The organism is Neobacillus drentensis (assembly GCF_036962125.1).
GTDB classification, from domain to species: Bacteria; Bacillota; Bacilli; order Bacillales; family Cytobacillaceae; genus Neobacillus; species Neobacillus drentensis_B.
The window spans coordinates 534,501-557,160 of the sequence record NZ_JBALOA010000005.1 but is presented as its reverse complement, the minus strand read 5'-3'; the positions used below and the strand labels follow the sequence as shown (position 1 = coordinate 557,160).

25 protein-coding genes and 1 other annotated feature are annotated in these 22,660 nt (G+C 37.5%); of the genes, 10 read left to right on the top strand and 15 right to left on the bottom strand.

Translation table 11 applies throughout. The annotated features are described in order from the left end of the window. Positions 1-36 precede the first annotated feature (36 nt). Together trhA and V7121_RS07010 are read right to left on the bottom strand one after the other, a co-directional pair. Positions 37-684, bottom strand: coding sequence for a PAQR family membrane homeostasis protein TrhA (gene trhA, locus V7121_RS07015; protein WP_335546150.1), 648 nt, complete (start codon positions 682-684; stop codon positions 37-39). A gap of 261 nt (positions 685-945) precedes the next feature. Further along, entirely contained in the window at positions 946-1,551 is a 606-nt protein-coding gene (locus tag V7121_RS07010; RefSeq protein ID WP_335495019.1) for a LysE/ArgO family amino acid transporter, read from the bottom strand. Positions 1,552-1,645: 94 nt separating this feature from the next. Between V7121_RS07010 and V7121_RS07005 the strand changes: the two genes are divergently transcribed. Beyond that, a complete protein-coding gene (locus V7121_RS07005; protein ID WP_335495021.1) occupies positions 1,646-1,996 on the top strand; it encodes a hypothetical protein in 351 nt (116 codons plus the stop codon). On the opposite strand, the gene V7121_RS07000 is transcribed toward V7121_RS07005, so the two are convergent. The 3 genes from V7121_RS07000 to V7121_RS06990 all read right to left on the bottom strand — a co-directional run bounded on the left by V7121_RS07000 (position 1,993) and on the right by V7121_RS06990 (position 4,111). Beyond that, the gene (locus tag V7121_RS07000; protein WP_335546148.1) at positions 1,993-2,622 is read right to left on the bottom strand and encodes a TVP38/TMEM64 family protein; all 630 of its coding nucleotides are present in this window, start codon (positions 2,620-2,622) and stop codon (positions 1,993-1,995) included. The genes V7121_RS07005 and V7121_RS07000 overlap by 4 nt on opposite strands. Positions 2,623-2,731: 109 nt before the next feature. Then, complete coding sequence (locus V7121_RS06995; RefSeq protein ID WP_335495025.1) at positions 2,732-3,184, bottom strand: C40 family peptidase; 453 nt, start codon at positions 3,182-3,184, stop codon at positions 2,732-2,734. 165 nt (positions 3,185-3,349) lie between these two features. Next, positions 3,350-4,111: a C40 family peptidase gene (locus V7121_RS06990; RefSeq protein ID WP_335495026.1), complete on the bottom strand. Its 762-nt coding sequence runs from the start codon at positions 4,109-4,111 to the stop codon at positions 3,350-3,352. A gap of 362 nt (positions 4,112-4,473) precedes the next feature. Between V7121_RS06990 and V7121_RS06985 the strand changes: the two genes are divergently transcribed. Both V7121_RS06985 and corA read left to right on the top strand, forming a co-directional pair. Beyond that, positions 4,474-5,655 (top strand): TIGR04053 family radical SAM/SPASM domain-containing protein, encoded by a 1,182-nt coding sequence (locus V7121_RS06985; protein ID WP_420490550.1) that lies wholly within the window; start codon positions 4,474-4,476, stop codon positions 5,653-5,655. A 132-nt stretch (positions 5,656-5,787) separates the two neighbouring features. Beyond that, on the top strand, positions 5,788-6,738 hold the full coding sequence (gene corA, locus V7121_RS06980) for a magnesium/cobalt transporter CorA (protein ID WP_335495028.1): 951 nt from the start codon (positions 5,788-5,790) through the stop codon (positions 6,736-6,738). 46 nt (positions 6,739-6,784) lie between these two features. On the opposite strand, the gene V7121_RS06975 is transcribed toward corA, so the two are convergent. After that, positions 6,785-7,096 carry a hypothetical protein gene (locus V7121_RS06975; RefSeq protein WP_335495030.1) on the bottom strand — a complete coding sequence of 104 codons (312 nt, stop codon included), beginning with the start codon at positions 7,094-7,096 and terminating at the stop codon, positions 6,785-6,787. Between the two features lie 224 nt (positions 7,097-7,320). Here V7121_RS06975 and V7121_RS06970 point away from each other — a divergent pair, with 224 nt between their 5' ends. Together V7121_RS06970 and V7121_RS06965 are read left to right on the top strand one after the other, a co-directional pair. Next, positions 7,321-8,370 (top strand): M42 family metallopeptidase, encoded by a 1,050-nt coding sequence (locus tag V7121_RS06970; RefSeq protein ID WP_335546146.1) that lies wholly within the window; start codon positions 7,321-7,323, stop codon positions 8,368-8,370. Positions 8,371-8,381: 11 nt separating this feature from the next. Beyond that, entirely contained in the window at positions 8,382-8,597 is a 216-nt protein-coding gene (locus V7121_RS06965; protein ID WP_335495034.1) for a twin-arginine translocase TatA/TatE family subunit, read from the top strand. Positions 8,598-9,274: 677 nt separating this feature from the next. Here V7121_RS06965 and V7121_RS06960 read toward each other — a convergent pair. Then, positions 9,275-9,838, bottom strand: a complete 564-nt coding sequence (locus tag V7121_RS06960; RefSeq protein WP_335546144.1) for a hypothetical protein — start codon at positions 9,836-9,838, stop codon at positions 9,275-9,277. Positions 9,839-10,118: 280 nt separating this feature from the next. On the opposite strand from V7121_RS06960, the gene V7121_RS06955 reads away from it, so the two are divergent. Continuing rightward, positions 10,119-11,342: an NAD(P)/FAD-dependent oxidoreductase gene (locus V7121_RS06955; RefSeq protein WP_335546142.1), complete on the top strand. Its 1,224-nt coding sequence runs from the start codon at positions 10,119-10,121 to the stop codon at positions 11,340-11,342. Positions 11,343-11,507: 165 nt separating this feature from the next. Here V7121_RS06955 and V7121_RS06950 read toward each other — a convergent pair whose 3' ends face one another. From V7121_RS06950 to hmpA, 6 genes are all read right to left on the bottom strand, one after another. Next, positions 11,508-11,876, bottom strand: a complete 369-nt coding sequence (locus tag V7121_RS06950; protein WP_335495038.1) for a glyoxalase — start codon at positions 11,874-11,876, stop codon at positions 11,508-11,510. 135 nt (positions 11,877-12,011) lie between these two features. Beyond that, positions 12,012-12,992: an ABC transporter permease gene (locus V7121_RS06945; protein ID WP_335546140.1), complete on the bottom strand. Its 981-nt coding sequence runs from the start codon at positions 12,990-12,992 to the stop codon at positions 12,012-12,014. Continuing rightward, positions 12,985-13,899, bottom strand: coding sequence for an ABC transporter ATP-binding protein (locus V7121_RS06940; RefSeq protein WP_335495041.1), 915 nt, complete (start codon positions 13,897-13,899; stop codon positions 12,985-12,987). The genes V7121_RS06945 and V7121_RS06940 overlap by 8 nt, the downstream gene beginning before the upstream one ends. 13 nt (positions 13,900-13,912) lie before the next feature. Beyond that, on the bottom strand, positions 13,913-14,686 hold the full coding sequence (locus V7121_RS06935) for an SGNH/GDSL hydrolase family protein (RefSeq protein ID WP_335495043.1): 774 nt from the start codon (positions 14,684-14,686) through the stop codon (positions 13,913-13,915). A gap of 186 nt (positions 14,687-14,872) precedes the next feature. Further along, positions 14,873-15,481: a DedA family protein gene (locus tag V7121_RS06930; protein WP_335546139.1), complete on the bottom strand. Its 609-nt coding sequence runs from the start codon at positions 15,479-15,481 to the stop codon at positions 14,873-14,875. Between the two features lie 185 nt (positions 15,482-15,666). Further along, entirely contained in the window at positions 15,667-16,881 is a 1,215-nt protein-coding gene (hmpA, locus tag V7121_RS06925; RefSeq protein WP_335546137.1) for an NO-inducible flavohemoprotein, read from the bottom strand. A 238-nt stretch (positions 16,882-17,119) separates the two neighbouring features. On the opposite strand from hmpA, the gene V7121_RS06920 reads away from it, so the two are divergent. Both V7121_RS06920 and V7121_RS06915 read left to right on the top strand, forming a co-directional pair. Next, positions 17,120-17,968 (top strand): DegV family protein, encoded by an 849-nt coding sequence (locus V7121_RS06920; RefSeq protein WP_335546136.1) that lies wholly within the window; start codon positions 17,120-17,122, stop codon positions 17,966-17,968. Positions 17,969-18,093: 125 nt separating this feature from the next. Further along, the gene (locus V7121_RS06915; RefSeq protein ID WP_335495050.1) at positions 18,094-18,681 is read left to right on the top strand and encodes a YdcF family protein; all 588 of its coding nucleotides are present in this window, start codon (positions 18,094-18,096) and stop codon (positions 18,679-18,681) included. A 46-nt stretch (positions 18,682-18,727) separates the two neighbouring features. On the opposite strand, the gene V7121_RS06910 is transcribed toward V7121_RS06915, so the two are convergent. Next, positions 18,728-19,294 carry a GNAT family N-acetyltransferase gene (locus V7121_RS06910; RefSeq protein ID WP_335495051.1) on the bottom strand — a complete coding sequence of 189 codons (567 nt, stop codon included), beginning with the start codon at positions 19,292-19,294 and terminating at the stop codon, positions 18,728-18,730. 274 nt (positions 19,295-19,568) lie between these two features. Beyond that, positions 19,569-20,999 carry a proline--tRNA ligase gene (proS, locus tag V7121_RS06905; protein WP_335546135.1) on the bottom strand — a complete coding sequence of 477 codons (1,431 nt, stop codon included), beginning with the start codon at positions 20,997-20,999 and terminating at the stop codon, positions 19,569-19,571. A 75-nt stretch (positions 21,000-21,074) separates the two neighbouring features. Next, positions 21,075-21,287: a binding site (T-box leader), on the bottom strand. A 152-nt stretch (positions 21,288-21,439) separates the two neighbouring features. Here proS and V7121_RS06900 point away from each other — a divergent pair. After that, on the top strand, positions 21,440-21,574 hold the full coding sequence (locus tag V7121_RS06900) for a hypothetical protein (protein WP_335546133.1): 135 nt from the start codon (positions 21,440-21,442) through the stop codon (positions 21,572-21,574). 149 nt (positions 21,575-21,723) lie between these two features. Continuing rightward, positions 21,724-22,614, top strand: a complete 891-nt coding sequence (locus V7121_RS06895; RefSeq protein ID WP_335495056.1) for a cupredoxin domain-containing protein — start codon at positions 21,724-21,726, stop codon at positions 22,612-22,614. Positions 22,615-22,660: the final 46 nt, after the last annotated feature.

The window sequence follows — 22,660 nt, the reverse complement described above, 5'->3', positions numbered from 1 at the left end:
ACATTTACGGGGCAGTTCAAATCGAGTCTGTTTCTTTTAGTTAATCGGCAAGACATAAAACAGCACGCAAAAAAAGTGCGCGACACTAGCTGCCAATACGAACAGATGCCACACCGCATGATGATACCTAAACCCACGCCAAACATAGAAAATGGCACCAAGCGTATAAAGTGCACCGCCAATAATTAAATAGGTCATCCCCTCCGGTGCTAGATTATTGACCAAAGGCTTCCATGCAAAGACAATTAGCCAGCCCATGACTACATAGAGCGCAGTTGAGGAAAATAAGTACTTTTTCACAAAAAAACATTTAAAGACGGTACCAGCAATTGCAAGGCCCCAAACGATTCCAAAAAGTGTCCAGCCGAGTGTTCCTTTAATTACAACAAGTAAAAACGGTGTATAGGTACCCGCAATAAAAAAGTAAATAGACGAATGGTCAAAAATTTCGAAAAGATCCTTAACTTTTCCTTCGGGGAAGCTATGGAGCAGGGTGGAGGATACATAAAGAATAAACATTGTCACACCAAAGAGCGTGAAACTGACAATATGCCAGACATTCCCATAAAGGGATGAATAAACAATTAATAAAACTAAAGCCGAAATACTAAGCAATGCCCCTACTCCATGTGTAATGGAATTTGCTAATTCCTCTTTCTTTGAAAAAACATGTGTTGCTGCCATTTTAATTCAATTCCTTCCAATAATGAACGATATTTGATATTCATCAAATTATCATGATTTTAGAATAGGGACAATGGACATTTGTCAGCTACTGCAACAAAAAAGTAATACTCTCTTTTCTTAAACTATTAATCATTCGTTCATAGTTTATTAATAATTGTCCATTAAGATATAAACAGGTTCACGGAAGAACCTTAAACCTCCGCCCCCTTAAAATATAGATTCTTTGAATACCCAGCCAATGGCTGGGTAATTTTTTTGTCAAAATGAAAACAGTAGATAGAGCGCTGTACCCCACATTATTAACGCGGACAGTTTATTTAATAAAAGAATAAATCTCCCAGACTGATCTATATTTCCAACCCATCGACCAACAATCGAAAGAGCAAAGAACCAAACCCAGGAAACCAAAATACATACTATCATGAAGGTAATTTTGGCTGACCCCGAATAGGATAAGGAACTAGTACCAATGACTCCAATGGTATCCATAATTGCATGAGGGTTCAATAAAGAGACTGAGGCAGCAAACATTATCTGTTTTTGGGGCGAGAATTTCTCACCCGTTGTTTTCTCGTCACTTGGTTTACTTTTCCACGTAGAATACCCCATGTATAGTAAGAAAAGAATTCCTCCAAGCAATAACGCCATCTTTATCCAGGTAATCCCTAATACTACCGCAGAGACACCAAAAACAGCTAAGGATATAAGGAATGTATCACAAATGGAAGCGGTCAAAACAACCGGCAGTACGTTGATCCACCGAGACTGCAATGCCCCTTGATTAAATATAAACACATTTTGGACTCCAAGCGGCAGAATGAGTCCAAAAGCTAAAATAAATCCATGTAATGCGGCACTAATCATTTTTTTCTCTCCATATGTATTTTCTAAAAGAAGTATACTTCTTTTAATCCCTGTCAATAACAATATCAATTAAGGGAAAATTGAGGTGTTATTTATGCAGGGAATATATTTTATTAATGATCGTATTTGTTTAAATGGACTAAGTAAAGAAGAAAGTGTTTCCTTACAAGAACAATCTGTAAAGAAATTTATTAATGACCAAAATATACAAGTAATAAAGTTCAATCCCTACCAGTTGAATGACTATTACACGATTCCACATGCACTGCTTTACGACCTTAAGAAAGAAAAAATTCATGTTGATTGCTTTTTATATTACTCTTCACAAGTAATGGAAGATTTCATTTACAGTTATCCAGCAAAATGGCTAATCTTAAAAAGCTTCTTTAAGGATATCATCACTGTGGAAACGCAAAATGATTTAAACATTCAAGAAGTAGTTTAATCCAGTGATTTTTTTGCTTGTTTTCGATAAATAATAAAAAAATTAATTAAAAAAATAATAAAAATATAAGCTATATATATTCCAACAGAATACAGTTTGTTATTACTAAATGATGCTCCGGCATAAGACAATAGTAAGATATTTGGGATTTTTCCAATTAGCGATGCCGTAAAAAATGTTAGCCAGTTGACATGACTTAATCCACAAATAATATTAACGACGGGTGCTGGAATGATTGGGATTAATCGACAAGTTAATATGGCGACAAAGGAATTTTTCTTTAGAAACTCATCATATTCCAGAACTTTTGGATAGTGCATCAGTTTTTGCTGCGCATAATCGCGAAAACCATACCTGGATAGGAAAAAGAAAGCCATCGTTCCTGCTATTGCACCTGTTAAGGATACAATCATCCCTTGAGTTGTTCCAAATGCCGCGCCAATCGTGCCAGCTAATACAGGAAAGGGAATGACGGGAAAAAACACACAAATTGCTACTAATAACATGCTTATGAAAATGGATATCGTTCCGCCTTGTTTTACAAGGTGCAGTAACTCATCCTTTTGAAAGAAACCAATCGTTATAATTACTAGTAGGATGCCAATACTAATCGTTCTTTTACCCATTAAGCTCCCCCATTACGTTCGATTTTTCGCATAAATTTATCATACTATATTTTTAATTTTTTGAAAAATAGATAGAAAGATATGAAAAAAAGACCATCTAGGATGGTCTTTAAACGCGTTTAGTTCCAACGTATCTGGCATGCCAATATGGATTGTTTGTGCTTGTAATCATGACTCCTTTTGAGGAAGAAGCCATAATCATTTTGCCATTTCCAATATACATCGCTACATGTGTCGGTTGACTTGCCTTAGTTGGCGCAAAGAACATTAAATCACCTGGCTGGATATAATTATAAATACGATATCCGTTTCCATAGAACATTCCAGCAGCTGTTCTGTTTAGCGTTCTTCCAGCTTTTGAATACGAATATTTAACAAGCCCTGAACAATCAAAACCGCTTGGTGAGATTCCGCCCCAACGATATGGTACTCCTATATTAGCCTTCGCGACCGTAACTGCTTTTGAATTATAATAAGCTGCTTCCGCTTGATCACCCATGTTAGCAAACAAAGAGCCAGAAGAAACGATAATGATAAATGTGACGATAAATTTCTTTAGCATGATTGTTACCTCCTAGTGCGATTTGATAGTTTTAATATACTAGATAGTTGTAACAGCGACATCACATCGAAATTACAATTTCGTTACAAAATTATATTGAAATAATTTTTCTTAGCCTGAAAATGAAAAGAGCCTTTCAGTATTGAAAGACTCCCTACTTATCTATTAAAACGCTGTTCTTGCACCAAGGTATTTTGGTTTCCAATAGGTATTTGTCATATCAGCAATCGAAACACCTTTTGAACCTGCTTGAATGAATTGGTTGTTGCCTAAATAAATCCCTACATGTGTTGGACCTGGCGCATATGTCTCAAAGAATACAAGGTCCCCTGGTTGCGGTGTGCTAACAGCTTTCAGTCCTGACCACTGTGTAGCTGCCGTGCGAGGGATGGATACTCCCACTTTATTATAGACATAACTAGTAAATCCACTGCAATCAAAACCTGCTGGTGTATTTCCGCCCCATAAATATGGTGTCCCAATATACTTTTTAGCTTCATCCATCACCATTTGTGCTTTTGAAACTGTTGGTGTGGTTATCCCTGTAGACGATACTTTCAGAACTTGCCCAACATAGATAGTATCAGATGTAAGATTATTCAGTGACTTTAACTGAGCAACAGTTAAAGTGTTTCGGACAGCGATTAGGTATAATGTGTCGCCTTTTTGAACTGTATAAGAAACAGTTGTTGTCTCATGGCTGTGTGGTGCTAGTAATGTTAATTTCTGATTTAAATAAATAGTATCAGTAGTTAAGTGATTCCAAGTTTTCAAGTCTGCAATAGAGATTGAGTTAGCTTGAGAAATTTTCCAAAGCGTATCCCCAGATTGTACTGTATAAATGTTTTCGTGGGCACTTGCCGTTCCAGTAAATGTAGAAAACAAGATTCCTGCTGTCGCTGCGAATGATAGTAGCTGTTTTTTCATCGTAGCACCCCTTCATTTCGTTTATGTAAATCCATCATAAACGACTATAAAGGATTGGTTAAATCCCCAAAGATATGGCTTACAAGGAAATCTATCCCACTTTTAACAAAGAAAACCGTAAATATTTCAAGCAATTATGCCTAAACCCTATGTATACGAGTATTACTTTGTGTTCTTAAATTATTCAATAATATTTTTGTAACATAAATGTAATACAAGGAATTAATAATTTTTTAGGTGTCTGATAATTCACACTTGTAATGTAGAAATATTGTAACAATACTTCCATGCACTAACGGCTGATAAACCTATAATAAACTTATAAACATGGTTTTAAAATACTAATGATTTGGGTGATGATGATGCAAGGAATCGGAAAAGGACATCCACATGCTATGGGGCATCCTCATGGAATGCGAAATGTAATAGATTATGATAAGAATCCATTTATAGTCATTTGGGAAGTAACAAGAGCCTGTCAATTGAAATGTGTTCACTGCCGTGCCGATGCGCAGCTGACTCCAGACCCACGTGAACTTTCACATGCAGAAGGTATCAATCTTATTGATCAAATTTATGAAATGGATAATCCGATGCTCGTTTTCACGGGCGGAGATTGTATGATGAGAGAAGACCTTTATGAGCTTGCAGATTATGCAATCAAAAAAGGCATGCGTGTTTCAATGACACCTAGTGCGACTGCTAATGTTACCAAAGAAAAAATGAAACTCTTCAAGGATGTCGGTCTTTCTCGCTGGGGCTTTAGCTTAGATGGTCCTACTCCAGAAATTCATGATCATTTCCGCGGAACTCCTGGCTCATTTGACTTAACGGTTGAAAAAATTAAATATCTTAACGAATTAGATATGCCGTTGCAAATCAATACCGTAATCTCTCGTTATAATTATGACTCGCTTGAACAGATGGCAAAGCTCGTTGGTGAGCTTGGCGCTGTAATGTGGTATATTTTCTTACTTGTTCCAACAGGCAGAGGTCAAATGGATGCATGTATATCCCCTGCAGAGCATGAAAAAGTGTTCCGCTGGCTTTATGAATTAAGTAAAACGGCTCCATATGATATTAAGACAACAGCGGCACAACATTACCGCCGTGTGGTTTTACAACAAAAAACGCGTGACCAATTAATTGAAAAAGGCGAAATTCATTACGAAGACTCGATTACTACCGATTTTGCTTCCATGCATGACGGTCTTAAGCGGGCTCCAAAAGGTGTAAATGACGGAAATGGCTTCGCTTTTGTATCTCACATCGGCGATGTCATGCCAAGTGGATTACTTCCAATTGTCGGTGGAAACGTTCGCGAAACACCGCTTGCAGAAATTTACCGTGAGGCGAAAGTATTTAAAGAATTACGCCAGCCTGATAACTACAAAGGAAAATGCGGCGTGTGTGAATATAACAAAATGTGTGGCGGTTCTCGTTCACGCACCTATGCTGTAACGGGCGACTATATGGAAAGTGAACCATTCTGCGTTTATATTCCACAAGCAATGCGGAATAAAGAAACTTCACCCAGTCTATAACAATGATTCCAATTAAGAGGCATTCTACTTAGAGTGCCTCTTTTTTATTTCTTTATAAATTCCTCATTTGATGGTATTTTATTCCTAAACCATACCATCCTAATAGAACGGTCAAATAGAGAAGGAGTTAATATGATTAGGACAATTGCAGTAAATAAAAAGAATGAATTAGTTAAAGACTTAACAATCCGAGATGTATTAAACGGAGATTTTCATTGGTATTGGGTAGATTTTAATATACCAACGGATGAAGAAATTGAATTCCTTCGCGAACCTTTTCATTTTCATCCCTTGGCAATTGAAGATTGTATCCATAATTTACAACGCCCGAAGCTTGATTATTATGAGGAATATACTTTTTTTGTTACACAAGCCTTAAATCAAAAGATGATAACAAGAGAAGAAATTGATTTTTTTCTGAGTAAAAACTACATAATTACTTTTCATCATCAATTTTCACCTGAAATTGACGATGTGTGGAATAAATTTACTTTGTCAACAAGCACTGAGAAGTGGGATCCTTCGCATGTATTATACCTTGTCCTCGATAAAATGGTTGATAACTATTTCCCTCTCGTTTATCAGATTGAAGACCGCTTAAATGAAATTGACGAGAATTCTAAAAGAAGAACAATGGAAGAATTGTTGGAGGATTTATTTGATACAAGACATCACCTTCTATCGCTCAGGCATACGATTACACCAATGCGTGACCTGATCTACAGGGTTCTTAATTCGCAGCGGATGTCGTCTATTCAAGGAAAATGGGAATATTATTCTGATATTCATGACCACTTACTTAAATTATCAGAGATGATTGAAGCCAATCGTGAATTAACAACAGATATCCGCGACAGCTATATCTCACTAAATTCTCATCAAACCAATCATGTCATGAAGGTTTTAACGGTAATTACCACGATTTTCATGCCGCTAACCTTCATTGCAGGTTTGTATGGAATGAATTTTCACTATATGCCAGAATTAACCTGGAAATATGGATATTTTGCCACGCTAGGTGTCATGGTTCTTGTAGCAATTGGTATGTCTATTTGGTTTATGAAAAAAGGTTGGTTTAAATAAATGAAGGGACTAGCTTCTGCTAGTCCCTTCTTTCAATCGGTCAAACTCATTTCCACTCTTCATAATTAACTGTTCCGCCTGTTAAATCAATCGTGTTCCGCTCACCTTTATAATAGGTTTTTCCATCTTTTTCGATAAGTAATCTATCATAGGTATATACTTTCTGCCCATTTGGCAAATGAATCACTACCTTCTGTCCAGGGTTTTCAATCGGTGCTTCTATTTTAATTGTATTTTGATAATAGTGACGAAATACAATGAAACTAGCTGTAACTATAAGGCACACGACGATTAAAAAAAATAAACCCTTCAACGGAGATCGCTTCGGCTTAGTATGGTATAGTTCAACTCTGGTCAACTTTTTTCCTCCTGTAATAAATGATCGGGCAAATTAATTTTTCAAATAGTTAGAATACTTCAATCATTGCCCAAACCCTCATTTTTTAATCTATCTAAAAAAATTTATCACTGGTTAATTTATGCTAATGGACACTAATAGTTGACGATAATCACCGATAAACACATGATTTTCATAATTATGTATAATAGTAAGGAATGAACATTCTGAAAGGGGTTACAGCAGTGCTAAATACTAATTCAAAAGAAACACTGAAATTAATCGCGGATTTAGTGTCGATACCAAGCCCATCAGGGAATACACATGAAGTGATTACTTTCGTTGAAAACTACCTGTCCGAGTTACAAATTTCAACCTATCGAAACCGTAAAGGTGGATTAATAGCTACAATTGAAGGTGAAAATTCAAGTAAGCATCGTATGTTGACAGCTCATGTTGACACGCTTGGTGCGATGGTGAAGGAAGTAAAATCAAATGGCCGCTTAAAAATTGATTTAATTGGCGGATTTAAGTTCAATTCTATTGAAGGAGAATATTGTCAAATTGAAACAAACAGCGGCAAAAAGATTACTGGAACGATTTTAATGCATCAAACTTCTGTCCATGTGTATAAAGATGCTGGGAAGGCAGAACGAAATCAGGAAAATATCGAAATAAGGATAGATGAAAAAGTACATAATGCCGAGGAAGTTCGTGCGTTGGGAATTGAGGTAGGTGATTTTGTTTCGTTTAACCCCCGTGTCGAGATAACACCAAGCGGCTATATAAAATCACGTCATTTGGATGACAAAGCAAGTGTGGCCATTTTACTGCAATTGATTAAACAAATTAAGCAGGAAAACATAGCCCTTCCCTATACTACCCATTTCTTAATTTCTAACAATGAAGAAATTGGTTACGGCGGGAACTCGAATATTACTCCTGAAACAGTGGAGTATTTAGCAGTCGACATGGGAGCAATGGGTGACGGACAGTCAACGGATGAGTATACTGTTTCCATTTGTGTAAAGGATGCAAGTGGTCCTTACCATTATGGATTACGGAAAAATTTAGTTCGTCTAGCTGTAGAAAACAACGTCGAATATAAATTAGACATTTATCCTTTCTATGGGTCAGATGCCTCAGCCGCGATCCGCTCCGGTCATGATATCGTCCATGGCTTAATTGGACCTGGTATTGATTCTTCACACGCGTTTGAGAGAACCCATGAATCTTCCATTGCTAATACAGCTAAATTACTGTATCATTACGTGCAAAGTGATTTAATCCAGTAGGAGATGAATAAATGTTTTCTAATATTGGTGTACCAGGATTAATTTTAATTTTAATCGTCGCCTTAGTCATCTTTGGTCCAAACAAACTCCCCGAAGTCGGCCGCGCATTTGGCCGTTCGATTCGCGAATTCAAAAAAGCGACAGAAGGAATTGCTGATGATATTAAAGAAGAAATAATTGAAGATATCCAAGAAAGCAAACAAACAACCATTAATTTAAAGAAATAATGATAGTTGATATTTAATGAAAACATCCCCTTCAATTTGATGGGGATGTTTTTGACTTCTTATTTCTTTGTAAAAGCCTGAACTTGATTCATTAATTTTTTTCGCGAGTTAGGATTTCGGAGTAGATAGGCTGCACCAAGTGCAACGGTAGTCATCATTAGATTTTTTCTTTTCATTACAAACCTCCTCAGTGTTAATCATTCTTAAATGTTCCCTTTAATAACTTATTTAACAACAGTAATTATTTACAATCATCCCCCTTGATGGTCAGAAAAGTGAATTTAACGTATTAAAAAAACTAATTCGAATTGAATTAGTCAGGCTGTCTAAAAACTCTCGACAGCCCTTTATTTTATACAAAAACTTTAATAATTTACGGCGTTAATTCATTATAATATTATTAGTAAACGCTTTGAGACTTGTCTGTTGATTGGCGCTCCAGGCACTTCGCTTTCCGCGGGCGTTGCGGGGAGCCTCCTCGTCGCTACGCTCCTGCGGGGTCTCCCCTGCCCCGTACTCCCGCAGGAGTCTGCGTGCCTTCCGCGGAAATCAACAGGACCATTAGCAGGGACAAAATCAATAAATTGTTCCGGTGAAAAGAAAAATTGCCGAGAAAAGCACCCTTTCTCGACAATCTGACTAAATCGAATTGAATTAGTTTTTCATTTTGAAGCTTATTACTTTTTCAAGAGTCCCTTAATCTTCTCATTATGCTGCTTAGTTTGCTCTAACAGTTGATTTAGTAGTAACGAACTCTGCTTATTGTCCTTTTTTTCAACTGCTAACCTTAACTCATGAAATGTTTTCCAATGGGACATTTCTTTACCGCCATGTGCTTGTTTAATAAATTCTTCTTTTGTTATCTTTCCAGCATCAAATTGCTTTTTCAGTTGATCAATTTTTGCCATTTTCTCTTTTTTCCATTGCTCACGTTTTGCAGCATTTTCTGGACTCATCCATTGGTTACTCAACGTCTTCTTTTCTGCAATGACTGCAGTCCATTCTGCTTTTTTCTCGGGTGTGTACTGATCCACCCAAGATAGAAGCATTTTCTGTCTTTCTTCCATTTTTGCTTGCCAATCTTTATGCATCATGTGGTGATGTCCGTCTTCATGACAATCACAAGGGGCTTTTTCCCTTTGCGTTCCATTTGTGGTATCAGGTGCCGTGTGATTTGCTGCAGCCATTCCAGGTACTGACAATATTAAGCCCAATGCTAACAACGACATTATCTTCTTCATAAGTATCTCCTTCCAATCCTTTTAATTAGTAAAATAATCCTTTTTTTGGTACGGATTTATCATTCCCAGTTTTTCAAAAAAAATTTACCAATTTGACAAATATTTAGTGATAAACCTCTTGAGTTTATTCTTGAATTATCGTATTCTAAGTACATAGAAGATATGTGAAACATTTCACAATTACTAAAGGGCCTTGGCTCTATTTTTTAAAAAGCCCTATGTGAATGATTTCACAATAATCGTAGAAAAAGTACCTTACTATATATGGGAGTGGGAAGTTATGAACAAACCAAAAATCGTCATCCTAGGTGGAGGATACGGCGGAATTATCACAAGCAAAAAATTAGAAAAGCTACTTAAATCTGGTGAAGCAGATGTGACATTAATTAATAAACATGAGTACCACTATATTACAACACAATTACATAAAACAGGTGTTGGAACGGCATCAGATAAGCAAATTGCCATGTCTATACCAGAATTAATTAATCCTGATAAAACTAACTTTATTACGGCTACCGTATCCAATGTTGACACTGCTAATCAAGAAGTACAACTGGAAGGCGGAGAGGCGGTCAAATATGATTACTTATTAGTAGCATTAGGGTTTGAAGGTCAAACCTTCGGAACGCCTGGTGTGAAAGAGCATGCCTTTGAACTGCGCAGCTTTCGGAGTTCAAAAGCTATTTACCACCAAATTAAAAAACAGCTAAACCTATATAAAGAAGATCAAGATCCTTCACGGTTAACCTTCGTTGTCGCTGGCGGCGGATTTACAGGGATCGAATTGCTTGGAGAGTTGGCTGATGGTTTACCTAAACTTTGTAAAGAACATGAGGTTCCGTTTGAAAAGGTTCAAATTATCGGAATTGAAGCAGCTCCATCGGTTATCCCTTTCTTCCCTAAGCAATCTGTCCAATATACGACAGAAGTCTTAGAAAAGTTGAATATTAAATTAATTACAGCCACCAAAATTCTTGAGTGTACAGCTGATAAAGTGATTCTTGAGAATAATATCGAGGTTCCTACCAAGACAATTGTATGGTCATGTGGCGTTCAAGGTAACACAATTGTTCAAAAATGGGGCTTACCAATTGAAAGAGGCAAGCTTGCTGTAGATCCATATCTTCGAGTTAAGAATACAAAAAATGTGTTTAGTATCGGAGATTGCTCCCTATTCATGAAGGATGAAAAAACTGCTTTAGCACCAACTGCACAAGTAGCCTTGCAGCAAGCGCCTGTTTGTGCAAAAAACATAGTCGCTACACTACGCGGTGAATCACTAACTGCTTTTGAATATCACCACAAAGGCTCTGTTGCTTCAATTGGACTTTCTGCCGGAGTTGGTAAAGTAGGTTCTGTCCGTCTGTCAGGCTTAATCGGAGCATTTATGAAGTTAGTCATTGAAGCCCGTTACCTGTTTAATCTTGGCGGTCCTTCGTTGATCCTTAAGCAACACTTTGGTGTAGACAGACAACCATTAAAAGTTACTGCAAAACAATAACTGAAACCATTTATTTATGCTTATTTCCCTTTCCAGATGGTCCCCCCCTTTCTGGAATTTGAATAGAATTATCCCTAAGATATAAAGAGCCTTCAATCCCCCAATTAAAGGCAGACAGCCCCACTCCAATAGAGTGGGGCTGTTTATTCCTATTTTAACAATTACCTAATGCCATTCCAATAATTCAAGACGGTTACCAAAGGGATCGTGCATATGAATTCTGCTCGCCCCTGGAAGAAGATCATCTTCATAAAATGTAATACCCTTTTCACGAAGATGTCCTTTTAGCACCTCGAGATTTTCTACAACAAAGGCAGGATGTGCTTTTTTAGCTGGTGTAAACGGTTCCTCTACTCCAATGTGAAGTTGAAAAGTCCCAAACTCGAACCATACTCCGCCCCGCTTTTTTAATTCCTCAGGCTTTTCAACTTCTAATAATCCTAGTATTCCGCTAAAAAATTCCCTTGCTGCTTCTTCACAGCCCTTAGGAGCCGCAAGCTGGATATGGTCGATTTTTTTTATTGCAAATGACATTAGACACTCCTCCGTTTGTCAATAATCTCCTCACTTTATTTTATTAATTTTATTATTTTCTTTCAAGTTTGAACTTTCATAAATTGGTATAATCACAAGAAAGACTATTTCCATGAAAATGGAAAGAGTCTTTCTTTAATAAACATCTCTTTTTGTAAAGACGAAAAAGGAAACAAACAAAGCAGCTGCCCACCACACTAAAAGTACTTGGATTGAGAATGACAGGTTCATGCCTTCAATTGGTGGAGCGGACCCTTTCATGTAATCAGTTAGACGTAAATTAACCATAAAAAAGTACTTTGCAGATTCCCAAGAGGAAACCATGTTTGTAAGAATGGCGCCAGAGATTAGGGACGCGAGCATTACACCCATGCCTGCTGCCGTACTACGAATTAATACAGACAACATAAAGGAAAGTGTACCAACGACTATTGAAACAAACCAGACGAGCCCAAAGTCCATTAATAAAAATTTCCACTGACCCATAAGCTTGACTTCTGATGTATTTAACCCCGTTTCCGTTACATTAAAACCTGTTAAGATTGGGGCTCCCCACCCTTTATAGCCAAACACCACACCTGATATCAGATAGGAAAGAATTCCTGCGATTGCAATAATTAAAGAAACAGCTAAACAAAGTGTCCAATATTTACTCAAGAGGATCTTCCAACGTTTCACAGGCCTCGTCAAGAGCAGTTTTATCGAACCTAAGCTGTGCTCGGATGAAACCAAATCACTTGCAATCACCATGACCATTAATGGGATAAATAAATCAATTGAATTTTCCAGGAATATTCTCATAAATGTTGGTGCCCCTGGTTCAGAGGGATTGATATCATGATCTAAATAATATTGTTGCTGTTGTAAGGAGATTTGCAACTGTTTCTTCCATTCGTCTGAAATTCGACTGCTGCTCAAGCGATTTGTTGTATCCACAATTTGCTGTTGTAAAATCGTTCGCCAGTCACTGGTTCCTAATTTTTCTCGTTGTGTCTGAACCTGTTTATATTGTGCATATGTAAATAACATAACAAGAACGCCAATAATGATGGCAATAACAATGAGTCGTTTCTTGGCAATCAGTTTCATCATTTCATTCTGAATTAGCTTATTCAATCAGGTCACCCCCCGTAAGTTCGAGGAATAAATCCTCAAGGACTGGCATCTTTCGATTTATTTCCATCACAGAAATACCAGCTTCAACTAGGTGTTTATTCCATACCGGGATCTTTTCTTGATTAAATTCAGTCATTATGGCGCCATCTACTGTATCTTCAATTTTTGTTAATGAACGCAGTACTTCCCTTCCCCGCTCAAGGGGTTGAAGATGCCAAACTACCCGTTCACGGTTTGACAACAAATCATGGACTGTATCTGTTCGGATGATTGTCCCTTTTGAAATAATCGCAACACGATCACATAATAGTTGGATTTCACTTAATAGATGGCTTGAAACTAGCACACTTAAACCTTCATCTTCAGCAAGAAAGCGAATAAATTGACGCATTTCGCGGATACCTGCAGGGTCGAGCCCATTTGTTGGCTCATCGAGGATCAGCACCTTTGGTTTTCCCAGCAATGCTTGAGCAATACCAAGACGCTGTCTCATCCCTAGTGAATAAGTTTTTACTTTATCATGGATTCTTTCCGTTAAACCAACAAGTTCGGTTACCTCTTTAATTCGTTCCTCTCCGATATCATCAAGCATTCTGGCAAAATGAAGGAGATTATTATAGCCTGATAGATATGGATATAGTTCTGGATTTTCAACAATACATCCGAGGTTTGACATTGCCTCCTGAAACTTCTCTTCTATATTTGCTCCACAAATTTGAATGTGGCCGGAAGTAGGCTTGATTAATCCAACTAGCATGCGGATAGTGGTGGTTTTTCCAGCACCATTTGGACCTAAAAAACCAAACACCTCTCCTTCCCGTAAATCAAATGACAATCCTTTAATGATTTCTTTTTTTCCAATTACCTTTTTTAAATCCTTAACTGCTAATGTAATTTTTTTCTCCATCAATTTCCTCTCCTTACCAGGTAAGCAATGAAGCTACCCGTTCGGCAATTAAACGATACCCTTTTGAGTTTGGGTGAAACTTGTCAGCATAGAGATAGTCATTCACCTTTAACTCAAACAGATCAAAGGTTGGAACAAATATAATTTTGGGGAATGAAGCACTCACCTCTGCACTGTCATAATTCCAGTGCCGGACCACTTTGGACATTTCCTTTCCTTGATCTAATTCAATAAAAGGATTATAAAGTCCGATGAAGAATACATTGGCATTAGGGTTGTTTTTCCGTATTTGCTCAAAAACAAATTTTAAGTTATTGAGGTATTTCTTTTCAATCACTGCAATATCTTTTGCTCCAAAATCCTCTAATCCTTGTCCACCTCTGAACAAGTCATTACCACCAATCGTCACTAACACCATATCTGCCTTCCCGATTTGCCGCCCAACTTCGGTTTCCTGGACTTGCTTTTTCAAAGAATCAGATCTTTGACCATTAATACCTAGATTGGTCAGTTGAACTGGCCGGTTTGTTTTCTTCTTGATTTCATCAACCAAGACGCCCACATAGCCTTTTCCAGTTTCATCCCCTGTCCCGCGAGTTAAAGAATCACCTAACGCCACAATCGTTAGCCCTTTTTTAGTATCAACTTTGGAAACAGTCTTTACTTCTGGAACCTTCTCTGGTTTGCCGGCATAATACTCCCCAACTGCCCAGACAAGTCCGATCAGCCAGATGAGGCAAAATAAAACCGCTATGCCCGTGATCGAACGTATGACATTCCTATTCATGAAGAACCATCCTTTCTGGCTATTTCTATATTTTATTTAATCATAGTTGAGTATTGAATCAAACTTTCAACCACTATAAATGGAGTTCAATTATAAAAGATTCGATATTTGTTAACTTTATCGAGATTTTCTGTATTAAAAAACAAAGGTACCTATATAGGCTGCCTTTGTAATAGATGGGTTCTCCTATTTGGAACCTGTTTCAATCACAACATTCCTTAATTTTTTAAACAAATAAATAACTACGAAAAGGATGAATAGAACTAAACACGTAAGGATTACGTATCTCTTGATGACTTCAAAAAAAAGCTCCCATCGAGATCCAAGCAATTTACCAAAAATAATAAAGCTGGAGACCCAAATGGTCGAGCCAATACCTGTATACAGGGTATAAACTCTAATTGGAACACCAGTGATTCCTGAAAAGTACCCAATAAAATGTCTAAAAACGGGGATAAATAATGAAATAATTAATAGTTTATTTCCAAATCTACTTAGCCACCTCGAAATCGCAGTTAACTTTTCTGGCTCGATATGAATACGCTTACCATGCCTTTCAAAAAATTTTATACCTAGCTTATTTCCTACCCAATACGAGAGGAGCATCCCAGCGGTAGAACCTGCCGCGGAAGCGAAAATACTACCGAACCAATTTAATTGCCCAATAAATGATAAAAACCCTGCATATGCAAGCATGGCTTCCATGGGGACCGGGAGTGCCAATATTCCTAGCGAGATTGAAAGAAAAAGGACAAGGTATCCATACTCGTTCATAATGGCTGTTAAATAATGCACTGATGAAAACTCTCCTTTCCCTTAAAGGACCTTTAGCCGTTGTTCGGTAATCATCCATAAAAATATTTTAACCATTATTCACTATTCTTTAACATAATTTTATGGTATTTCCAAAATGTTTTAAGTGCTATGTGCTGCAATAAAAGACAAACCGACTTCCATTGGAAATCGGTTTTGTTTTGCTACTATTCTTCTAAATTCCCCATCGGGCCAAAAAATTCAAAGTGAATTCTGTCTTCCGTAATACCAATTTCCTTTAATGATCGATTAATAGCCTTCATAAAAGGAACAGGTCCACAGAAATAAAAGTCTGCTTCCTTCGTATCAATTTTTTCGTGAAGCCAATCACGTGTAACATAGCCTTCTACATCAAAACGATTATTTTTGCGGTCTTCTTCTGTAGGTGAATCATAGAAGAAATAGGCATGTACATTTTCAAGTTTGGATACTTCCTCGACTTCGTCTCTTAGCGCATGGACATTACCGTTCGCAGCAGCATGGATAAATGTGACCTTACGTTTTGGCTGAGCTTCCACTGTCGTTTTTAACATACTCATCATGGGCGTTAAACCAACCCCGCCACTAAGTAAAACTACTGGAGTTTTTTTGTTCATATCAAGAACAAAATCACCTGCTGGAGCACTAACTTTTAAAATATCTCCTACATTGACTCCATTGTGCAAGAAGTTGGAAACCATACCATCAGGATTATCCGTCCCTGTTTCACGCTTTACACTAATCCGGTAATAATCTTTACCCGGTGCGTCTGAGAGGCTGTACTGACGGATATGGGTGAACGTTTCACCAGCTATTTCTAGTTTGATACTAATATATTGACCAGGAATAAAATCTGCAATTCCTTTGTTATCTTCTGGTTTTAAGTAGAACGAAGTAATGACGTCACTTTCAACCACTTTACGGGCTACAATAAAATTGCGGAACCCATACCAGCCGCCCTGTTGATGTTCAGTTTCATCATATAATTCTGCTTCTACACTGATAAAAACATCGGCAATGACATTGTACGCCTCTGCCCATGCATTGATAACTTCGTCTGTTGCGGCATCACCTAACACATCTTTAATCGCTAATAAAAGGTGTTTCCCAACAATCGGATAATGTTCAGGCAAAATGCCAAGGCTTCTGTGTTTTTGAGCAATTTGTTTAACCACGGGTAGAATAGCTCCTAAATTATCGATATACATCGCAGCAGCATAAACCGTTCCTGCTAATGCTTTTTGCTGTCTGCCTTGTTTTTGATTGGCATGATTAAAGATATTTAACAATTCAGGATGGTTACTAAACATTAATTGGTAAAAACGAGTGGTAATCGTTTCCCCGTGTTTTTCTAATACTGGTACAGTGGATTTAACTATTTCAATTGTTTTTGTATTTAACAATTCGAACACCCCTTATGTAATTACTATTGCCATAGTGATTATATGAGATTAAATACAGATACTAAGTGATTTAAATCACAGATTGCTATTTTTGAATAATTTGAACTAGTCCAACATGTCACAAAATGTTCACTTTTGAACATGACAAATATAACTAGTCTGAAAGTACACATTCTTGTAATGTTGAGTTTAGATATCATTATACTTACACACTTTTCACTGGAGGAAGAGGATAAGAATGAACAATGCAAAAATTGCCTGGATCACGGATACCACGGCTTCTCTCAGCGAAGAATTTATTAAGAAAAATAATATATATGTCGTTCCCCTCAATATTGTAATTAACCAAGAATCCTATAAGGAAACAATCGATATTACGCAAAAAGAGTTTTATGAGCGAATGCGAAAGGAAGATTCAAAATTTCAAACATCGCAACCGGCGCTTGGTGATTTTGTTAACCTTTATTCAAAATTAAAGGAAGACTATGATTTTGGGATAGCTATTCATGCTTCAAGTCTATTATCTGGTACCTTTCAAACCTCTGTGATGGCAGCGGAAATGGTTGATTTTAAATTAGTCCCGCTTGACTCACTAACAGGGTCCTACCCACTCTCTTTCTTAATCAAAAAAGGGATTGAACTAGTAGAAAAAGGCCTTGAAATCAATGAAGTCGTTGCACAACTTAATGGACTGCGCGAGCATACACGCTTATTTTTAGTTCCTTCAAATTTGGACCAGCTTAAAAAAAGCGGCAGAGTATCTGGCGGCCAAGCTATACTAGCTTCTTTATTTAATATTAAACCAATCTTAGCGATTGAAGACGGTGGCGCTAAGATTAAAGATAAAGTTCGCACGGAAAAGAAAGCAATCGCGTGGTTGATAAATAATTTGAAAAAAGACCTAGAAACAAAGAGTGTTAAGAAAGCAGCCATCGTTCATGCGAACGACCTCGAACGAGCTGTTCAACTTGAAAAATTAGTCAATGAAACATTCCCAGACATTGAAACGGAATTAATGATGTTGATTACGGTGGCTGGCGTTCATACGGGGGTCGGCACGCTGGGACTTTCTTGGGTATCCGAATAAAGAAAAGGACTGAATCCAGTCCTTTTTTTACTTTCATTATGTTATTATTTTCCACTAATTGATTCTATTATTATGTATAATAGGATTAATTGATTTAATAAATTACATGAAATGGAATTGAAGCGATGAAAAATAGGAAAAGAGTGTTTTTATTGTTAGGATTACTAATTACTTTGGGGTTGATTTATATCGGCATTTTACAATTTAAAATAAGTCAATATAGTCATAATGAAGTACCTAAAAATGCAGACTATCTAATTGTCCTTGGGGCAAGGGTTAAGGGAACCGTTCCTTCTCTGGCGTTGGCTAGCAGAATAAATTCAGCTGCAGAATATTTAAAGAAAAACAAAGAGACAATTGTCATAACCTCTGGAGGAAAAGGACCGGGTGAAGATATATCTGAAGCGGAATCAATCAGGAGAAAACTTGTCGAGCAAGGAATTAGTGAGTCGCGGATTATTTTAGAAGATCAATCAACAGATACCTATGAAAATATTAAGTTTTCAAAGAGACTGATTCCAACCGGAGCAAAGCTTGGTCTTGTGGTTACAAATACTTTTCATGTCTACCGAGGAGTGTCAATTGCTCGTGATTACGGCCTAGAGGTACATGGACTTCCAGCAGCAACTCCATGGAGCGCAGTAATAAAATCCTATTCCCGCGAATACTTAGCAATTACAAAATTCTATTTAAAAAGATATATCCTTGACTAATTAAAAAACACAAGAGTACTGTGTAGAGACCAGTACTCTTGTGTTTTTAATCCTCAATTATTTTTGCATAGATACATGTATCTCTTAATTCTTTACTGTCTGCAGAAATCCCATCCTTACGTAAAATTCCCTCTAAAGTAAATCCTAATCGTTCAGGAATCGCCCGGCTTCTGGTATTTTTCGAGTCGCAGCGAATTTCAACCCGTTTTGCTTTTAGTTCCATAAAGGCAAAATTAGTGATCGCCTCAGTCGCTTCGGTGATATATCCACTCCCTCTATAGCGCGTATCAATCCAGTAACCAATCTCAAACTTGGGAATATCCCAGTTGATTCTATGCAAACCAGAAGAACCGATGAATTCTCCTGTTTCTTTATGAAAAATATGTAATCTCAAATCCTCGCGTGTTAAAAACTTGGCATGTGCTTCTCGCATATTTGCTTCCACATCATCGGCTGTTTGCTCGCGATGGGCCCACGGCATCCAGTCTTTTAATTCAGTTAATGATGCTTGCATTGCTTGGTACACAGCTTTACCATCCCCGGGTAAGGGTTTACGGATTAGTAATCTTTCAGTATAAAACTCTTCTGGAATATTTAATAGAATTGGTTTCATGATTCTTTCCTCCTTTCTTTAAACCATTCGCTATTCTCGTTGTAATTCCTCTTTCTTTAGGTCGAGGATTTGAATTCGCTCATTGAATTGTGAAATTCGCCCAGTGAACTTCAAAATTTGCCCATTGAATCATCAAATTCGCCCATTGAATCATCAAATTCGCCCATTGAACTTCAAAATTCGCCCATTGAAACCATACTGGCCATCATAGTAGCTCAGGAAGGGATAAAAAAGACCCTTCCCCATAAGGAAGAGCCCTCGAAAATTGCTATTTTTAGTATGCTTTTGCCCAATAGACCATCTTGTCTGCATCTTTTCCGCAGCAAACGCACTTATCAGACAGCTTTTCTTGCTCAAATGGCATACAGCGTGAAGTTGCACCGGTATCTTCTTTAATTTTTTCCTCACAAGCTAATTCACCGCACCACATCGCCTTAATAAAACCAGGTTTTGCTTCAAGTGATGCCTTTAACTCATCAAGAGTTACCGCAACCGTTGTTCTTTCTTCACGATGAGTTAGAGCTTTGTTATATAAATTCGTTTGAATTTCATCGAGTAGTTCAACAAGCTTGGTTTCTAATTGATCGAGTGGAACAAAGACTTTCTCTAACGTATCGCGTCTTACTAAAACCACTTGCTTGTTTTCAATGTCTTTAGGTCCCACCTCAAGACGAACTGGAATACCCTTCATTTCATACTCATTAAATTTCCAGCCTGGCTTTTTATCGCTGGCATCAATATCAACACGGGCCACCTTACCAAGTGACTGTTTCAAATCATAGGCAAAGTCAAGCACGCCTTCTTTATGCTGCGCAATTGGCACAATCATCACTTGAGTTGGTGCTGCTTTTGGCGGAATCACAAGACCGCGGTCATCTCCGTGGACCATGATTAACGCACCAATAATTCTCGTTGTAAAGCCCCAAGAAGTTTGATGTACATATTGCAGCTTTCCTTCTTTGTCGGTGTACTGAATGTTAAATGCCTCAGCAAAACCTGTGCCAAAGTGGTGAGAAGTTCCAGACTGTAAAGCTTTTCCATCATGCATTAAGCTTTCAATTGTAAATGTCGCTTTTGCACCGGCAAACTTTTCTTTTTCCGTTTTTTGTCCTTTGACAACTGGAATCGCAAGGATTTCTTCACATATAGCCGCATAGACGTTTAGCATTTTAATGGTTTCTTCCATTGCATCTTCGTCAGTCGCATGGGCTGTATGACCTTCCTGCCATAAAAACTCTAATGTCCGCAGGAATGGACGCGTTGTTTTCTCCCAACGGACAACGTTCGCCCATTGATTATAAAGCTTAGGCAGATCTCGGTAAGAATGAATGATATTGCTATAATGCTCGCAGAAAAGTACTTCTGATGTAGGACGAACAACTAGTCGTTCGGCAAGTGGCTCAGATCCTCCGTGTGTGACCCATGCTACTTCAGGTGCAAAACCTTCGACATGGTCTTTTTCTTTTTGTAGCAAGCTCTCTGGAATAAACAAAGGCATATAAACATTTTCATGCCCAGTTTCTTTAATGCGGCGATCGAGTTCATTTTTAATATTATCCCATAAAGCATAGCCATATGGACGGATAATCATGGAGCCGCGTACACTTGAATAATCAATTAAATCCGCTTTTGTGACGACATCTGTGTACCATTGGGCGAAATCATCGTCCATCGCCGTTACATCTTTTACAAATTCTTTTGCCATGTTTGACACCTCTTATTTTTTTATATACTTAAACGGGCGCTTCCGCTTTTCCACACAAAAAGGCCTTGATCCTAAAAAAGGGACCAAGGCCTGGCGGTACCACCCTAAATTCATAAAGCAAATTGCTTTATACTCTTTCCATGATAACGGACTTTATCCGCATGTATCTTCAAATTCGATACAGAACTCAGGAGCAGGTTCAAATGACTGTCTTAAGGAACCTCACACCACTGGTTCCCTCTCTTGGTAAGACCGGTTCACTTTACTAATCCCCGTCACAGTTTCAATAGTATTTTTGAAAATTATATATTTCAGCGTAAAAAAAGTCAATTTTTTTATGGAATATTCTTCTGATGAGTTTAAATAACCTTCGAATTCACTTTATTCGAAGGAAAAAATCAGTTAAAATGCTAGTAATTAGAAAAAATGGGGTGGCTCGCGTGGAAAAAGAAAAGGATGATCTCCAAAAAGAAGAAGAAGAAAAAGAATTCTTGCTTGAATACATCAAAATGCAAAATGAAGCTATGAAAAGAATTTTTAAAAATACTTTAGATAAAGAAGAAACTAAGGAATAACTCTCCCAATAGCTCTCAACTGAAATCTATCCCTCACCAATAGTCATAAAACGTTCAAATTCATCACTGAAAATACAAATTTAAAGTAGTCATTTACATTTATAATACTCTTATGTTGTTAATCCATATACACTAAGAGGAGATATAAAATGAATATATTTGCGATTCTTTCAGCTGTGATTGTTGCTGCCGGCACCGGTTATTCAATCTATTCAGTTTACCGGAATAAAAATAAACTAGCCGGAACATCTGGGGTAATGCTTAGTATGGTGATTGCGGTAATCACTGGGTTACTGACCGGCAGTATCATTGGCATCATTTCCGGCGAGATTTTTCTAGTTGTCGGAGTCAGCATGATTATTGGTTTCGTCATCGGTTTCTTAGCTGGGCACCCTGTCGGGATATTAGCGATTCTGATGGGCTCTATTTCCGGTTTAATGGGCGGCATCATTGGCGCGATTCTCGGAGCATTTATCCAATTTATTAATCCGACGATTTTGTTAGGAATCCTATTGGGATTTTATATTTTAATTATTGGATTCGTAATTATGTATATTAAGGTTGAATCGAATAATAAGTTATCCCTTGATACACAAGAACTCTCACCGTTTGCAATCATCGCAGGTGGTGTGGTGCTCGTTTCTTTATTCTTATTTATGTATAGCAGTGACATGGTGGAAATCCCAGGTAAAAGTCAAACAGCACAAACGGAAGCGAAACAAACCACTAGTCAAGAGGTTCCTAAAACAGAAGTTGATGTCACCAAGGAAAGCAAACCCATTGTTAAGATGAACGTAACTACTCAAGGGTACACTCCAAACGTCATCCGCGTAAAAAAAGGAGTGCCTGTGGAACTAGAAATTACCAATCCACTGGACAGTAGTAATTGTATATCTACCTTCATGATTCCTGATTTTAATGTAAACAATGTCAATCTTAAAACAGGCACGACAAAACTTACCTTTACACCTGATAAATCTGGAGAATATACGTTTAGTTGCGGAATGCAAATGTTTAAAGGGACAATCATTGTTGAATAGAAAGGTCAAAAGCACACGATATCCATTCGTGTGCTTTTCTTTATTA

Excerpts from the sequence above, each read along its gene's own strand:
- trhA (WP_335546150.1), bottom strand. The coding sequence starts at position 684 with ATGGCAGCAACACATGTTTTTTCAAAGAAAGAGGAATTAGCAAATTCC.
- V7121_RS07010 (WP_335495019.1), bottom strand. The coding sequence starts at position 1,551 with ATGATTAGTGCCGCATTACATGGATTTATTTTAGCTTTTGGACTCATT.
- V7121_RS07005 (WP_335495021.1), top strand. The coding sequence starts at position 1,646 with ATGCAGGGAATATATTTTATTAATGATCGTATTTGTTTAAATGGACTA.
- V7121_RS07000 (WP_335546148.1), bottom strand. The coding sequence starts at position 2,622 with ATGGGTAAAAGAACGATTAGTATTGGCATCCTACTAGTAATTATAACG.
- V7121_RS06995 (WP_335495025.1), bottom strand. The coding sequence starts at position 3,184 with ATGCTAAAGAAATTTATCGTCACATTTATCATTATCGTTTCTTCTGGC.
- V7121_RS06990 (WP_335495026.1), bottom strand. The coding sequence starts at position 4,111 with ATGAAAAAACAGCTACTATCATTCGCAGCGACAGCAGGAATCTTGTTT.
- V7121_RS06985 (WP_420490550.1), top strand. The coding sequence starts at position 4,474 with ATGCAAGGAATCGGAAAAGGACATCCACATGCTATGGGGCATCCTCAT.
- corA (WP_335495028.1), top strand. The coding sequence starts at position 5,788 with ATGATTAGGACAATTGCAGTAAATAAAAAGAATGAATTAGTTAAAGAC.
- V7121_RS06965 (WP_335495034.1), top strand. The coding sequence starts at position 8,382 with ATGTTTTCTAATATTGGTGTACCAGGATTAATTTTAATTTTAATCGTC.
- V7121_RS06960 (WP_335546144.1), bottom strand. The coding sequence starts at position 9,838 with ATGAAGAAGATAATGTCGTTGTTAGCATTGGGCTTAATATTGTCAGTA.
- V7121_RS06955 (WP_335546142.1), top strand. The coding sequence starts at position 10,119 with ATGAACAAACCAAAAATCGTCATCCTAGGTGGAGGATACGGCGGAATT.
- V7121_RS06950 (WP_335495038.1), bottom strand. The coding sequence starts at position 11,876 with ATGTCATTTGCAATAAAAAAAATCGACCATATCCAGCTTGCGGCTCCT.
- V7121_RS06940 (WP_335495041.1), bottom strand. The coding sequence starts at position 13,899 with ATGGAGAAAAAAATTACATTAGCAGTTAAGGATTTAAAAAAGGTAATT.
- V7121_RS06935 (WP_335495043.1), bottom strand. The coding sequence starts at position 14,686 with ATGAATAGGAATGTCATACGTTCGATCACGGGCATAGCGGTTTTATTT.
- V7121_RS06920 (WP_335546136.1), top strand. The coding sequence starts at position 17,120 with ATGAACAATGCAAAAATTGCCTGGATCACGGATACCACGGCTTCTCTC.
- V7121_RS06915 (WP_335495050.1), top strand. The coding sequence starts at position 18,094 with ATGAAAAATAGGAAAAGAGTGTTTTTATTGTTAGGATTACTAATTACT.
- V7121_RS06910 (WP_335495051.1), bottom strand. The coding sequence starts at position 19,294 with ATGAAACCAATTCTATTAAATATTCCAGAAGAGTTTTATACTGAAAGA.
- proS (WP_335546135.1), bottom strand. The coding sequence starts at position 20,999 with ATGGCAAAAGAATTTGTAAAAGATGTAACGGCGATGGACGATGATTTC.
- V7121_RS06895 (WP_335495056.1), top strand. The coding sequence starts at position 21,724 with ATGAATATATTTGCGATTCTTTCAGCTGTGATTGTTGCTGCCGGCACC.